Origin of the sequence: Arthrobacter sp. B2a2-09 (genome assembly GCF_027587375.1) — a bacterium.
GTDB lineage: Bacteria > Actinomycetota > Actinomycetes > Actinomycetales > Micrococcaceae > Arthrobacter.
Genome location: NZ_JAMXIC010000068.1, coordinates 1 through 1512 on the forward strand (window position 1 = coordinate 1; position 1512 = coordinate 1512).

Here is a 1512-nt window from a genome sequence, read left to right on the forward strand (position 1 = left end):
TTGTCAAGCTGTGTGGAGTCACTGGGCTGGTTTTTGGGGTGTTTTGGTCTTGGGGAGGTTGATTCCGGCGTGTGTGGCGGGGGCCGGTGTGGTGGGTCGTCGGCGGAATCTTCCTGGGTGTTGTTCGTAGTAGTCCTGGTGGACTTTGTCTCGTTTGGTCCAGAGTTCTTTCCACGAGCCGTCGTGGACTTGTGATGGTGAGAACAGTGCGATGCCGGAGTGTTTGTGATCGGTGCTGTACCAGTGCACGTAGCAGGTGAGGTACTCCCTGGCGGCCTCGAGATCGTTAAAGATCCGGGGGTAGCCGGGCCGGTATTTCATCGTGCGAAAGCCTGACTCCGAGAAGGGATTGTCGTTGGAGACGTACGGGCGGTTATGGCTGAGTTCCACGCCGTGGGCGGTGAGGGTGTCACGGAGCAGGGTTGATCTCATGGCCGGGCCTGAATCGGCATGCACGATGCGCGGCGCGCCGTGCCGGGCGATGGCTGTCTTGAACATCTCCGCGGCGAGGTGGTCGGACTCGCGTTCCTCCACCCGCCAGCCGACGATCTCCCGGGAGAAGATGTCCATGATGGAGTACACCTTGAAAACCTTGCGCTGCCACTTGGAATAGATGTCGGTGATGTCCCAGGACCAGACCTGGCAGGGCCCGGTGGCCTTGACCACCGGCTTTTCAGAGGAACCACGCGTTCCCCGACGCTTGCGCGGGATGCTTGGGCGGGCCTGCTGGTCCTCGTACCCTGCCGCGATCCGCCACCACGAGCGGTTGGAGGCGAGCAGCACGCCGTTGTCCCAGGCTGTGGCGAAGGCATGGTCAACGGAGTTGCCCTTCTCCCAGCTGGCAAGGATGAGCCCCAGGATCCGGTCCTGATGCGCGGTGCTGATCCGGGATTCGTAGGCCCGGTCGGCCTGGTGGATCTGGTGCTGCACCGCCGGACGGGGATTGGACCGGTAATGCCAGGTCCCGCGCGAGACGCCCGCCAGCTTGAGCGCTGTCCGCTGGGAGCCGATGATCACATGCAGCTCCAGGACCAGAGTGTTCTCGGCCGCTATGAATCGTCGTGAGCGCTCGTCGGGGTTGTATCGGGCTCTGGCACGCTCAACTCGTGCAAGAGCCCGATAGCTTTTCCCAGCGCGGAATTCGTGTCCTCCAGCTCCTGCACCCGCTTCTGGAGTTTTTCGACTTCTGCACGGTGGGCAGCCATTTCCTTCGCGCGTGCTTTTTCAAACGCGGAGAGTTCACGATTCGTTGGGACCATGCCTCCATGCTCCCGCGGAATCAGGCCACGGTCGATATCGCCCTGGACCATCATCTTGCGCCACCTGCGGAACGTCCATTCCGAAACGGACGTCGAGGCCATCCATTCCTTCCTCGTCCCGTGCGGCTGCAAATAGTACTCATGCATGAACTCACGGATCTCCTCACGCGTAAAACCCTTGTTATCAACGGCCATCGCCGGCTCCTTCAATCAACAGGTAATGAATGACTCACAACCAGCTTGACGATGAGGG

General features: G+C 61.0%; 2 protein-coding genes. Both read right to left on the reverse strand.

What is annotated here, in order from left to right; all coding sequences use genetic code 11:
* Positions 1 to 18: 18 nt before the first annotated feature.
* Positions 19 to 1017 (reverse strand): DDE-type integrase/transposase/recombinase, encoded by a 999-nt coding sequence (locus NFJ07_RS25515; RefSeq protein WP_269998895.1) that lies wholly within the window; start codon positions 1015 to 1017, stop codon positions 19 to 21.
* Positions 1018 to 1049: 32 nt separating this feature from the next.
* Complete coding sequence (locus NFJ07_RS25520; RefSeq protein WP_269998896.1) at positions 1050 to 1454, reverse strand: hypothetical protein; 405 nt, start codon at positions 1452 to 1454, stop codon at positions 1050 to 1052.
* Between the last annotated feature and the right edge of the window lie 58 nt (positions 1455 to 1512).

What these genes read in the sequence shown, in the direction of transcription:
- NFJ07_RS25520 (WP_269998896.1), bottom strand. Translation starts at nt 1,454, where the DNA reads ATGGCCGTTGATAACAAGGGTTTTACGCGTGAGGAGATCCGTGAGTTC.